This window comes from Skermanella sp., assembly GCF_059503625.1.
This window is the reverse complement of the sequence record NZ_JCACHA010000696.1, coordinates 1-1,757: the sequence shown is the minus strand read 5'-3', so window position 1 is coordinate 1,757 and position 1,757 is coordinate 1. Positions and strand designations below refer to the sequence as shown.

The 1,757-nt window shown below is 67.8% G+C and carries 1 protein-coding gene; it reads left to right on the top strand.

Going from position 1 to position 1,757, the window contains the following annotated elements; all coding sequences use genetic code 11:
- On the top strand, positions 1-1,526 hold a 1,526-nt coding region (locus tag AC5JJ6_RS22985), incomplete at its 5' end, for a response regulator (protein ID WP_496044283.1).
- Between the last annotated feature and the right edge of the window lie 231 nt (positions 1,527-1,757).

Below are 1,757 nucleotides of genomic sequence, written 5' to 3'. Positions count from 1 at the left end.
TCGGCATCACGGCCGCGAACCATGCGCGCATCCTGGACGGAGCCGCCGGCAACGGGATGGCGCTTGCCATCGCCAGACGCCTGATCGAGCTGATGGGAGGCACCATCGGCTTCGACAGCGCCCCCGGCATCGGCACCCACTTCTGGTTCGTGGTCACGCTGGAATGCAGGACGGAGGACGGCGACGGCGGCCACGACTTCAGCGGCCTGCGCGTTCTTCTGATCGAGGGCAACGGCGCCAGCCGCAAGGCGCTCGCACGGCAGCTCGCCTCCTGGAACGCCGCCGTCCAGGCCGTACCGGATGGGGCCGCGGCGCTGGCCGCCGCAGCCTTGATCCCCGCAGCTTCGGCTACCGGAGAGGGGACGGTCCGGTCCGGTCCGTTCGATGTCGCGCTGATCGACAGCCATGACGCGGACCTGCCGGTCACGGCACTCGCCCGCCGCCTGCGCGACGCGGGCATCGTCCACCTGATCCTGCTCTGCCCGCCCGGCCACCCGGTCGAATGGCATCACCTGGAAGCGGCCGGCTTCTCATCCGTCCTGCGCAAGCCGGCGAGGGAGGCGATGCTGGCGGCGGCGCTGGGCGGCAAGCGGGTGATCGAACTCGGGCTGCCGGACGCCGTCCACGCGGATCGCGCGGGGCCGGGATGGGACGGCTTCGGCGATCCGGGCAAGGACGATGCGCCGAAGTCCATGGAAGGCGCGCGGAGACTGCTGCTGGTCGAAGACAGCGTGACCAACCAGCTGGTGGCCGGCACCCTGCTGAAGATCGCCGGCTTCCGGGTGGAAGTGGCGTCGAACGGCATGGAAGCCATTGCCGCGGTCAAGTCCGAGCCCTTCGATCTGGTGCTGATGGATATCGCCATGCCGGAAATGGACGGCATCGCCGCGACGAGGGCGATCCGCGCCCTGCCGGCGCCCGCAGGCAGGATCCCGATCATCGCCATGACGGCCAACGCGATGGTCGGCGACCGCGAACGCTTCCTGGAAGCCGGCATGAACGACTATGTGCCCAAACCGATCGAACGCCCCTATCTGCTCGCGACCATAGCCCGCTGGCTGCCGGCCGTACCGGCAGTGGTATGGCCGCAAGGCTCCGCGTCCGGCCAGGGCACCGCCGCCGGCGCCGCTTCCCCGCTCGACATGGCCTTGGACATCGGCGTGCTGGAACAGCTGCGGCACGACCTGGACGACATCGTCCTGCCCGACCTGATCGAGGCGTTCCTGGCGGAGGCGCGGCTGCGGAGCAGGCGCATGGCCGATGCCGCGGCGGTCGGCGACATGACGGTGATCGAACGGGAGGCCCATACCCTGAAAAGCTCCGCCAGCACCTTCGGCGCCGCACGTCTGGCTGAGGCGGTCAAGACGCTGGAACGGATCTGCCGATCGGAAGAACCGGCGGAGACGAACCTGCTGTGCGGCGAGATCCTGGCACTGGTCGAGGAAGCCGCCGGCGCCTACCGGGCCCTTGGGGTGGTGGCGGCCGCGGACGCCACGGAAAGCGGCGCTCAGGACAGGCAAACCTGAGGTTCAGATCATCCGGGCATATGAAAAGGGAGGAAGGCGACGGCCCTCCTCCCCTGCTTGCCGATAACTGAATTCTACAGTTTGAATCCGGCGGTAGATTTCAATGATGGAGTCGATGCGGAAAACTCGATACGGCTCAGTCAGCCAGACTGATGTTCACAGCCGCTTCCTTGCCGTTATTGCCGCGCGCCAGTTCATAGCTGACTTTCTGGCCTTCGTTCAGACTGCGGA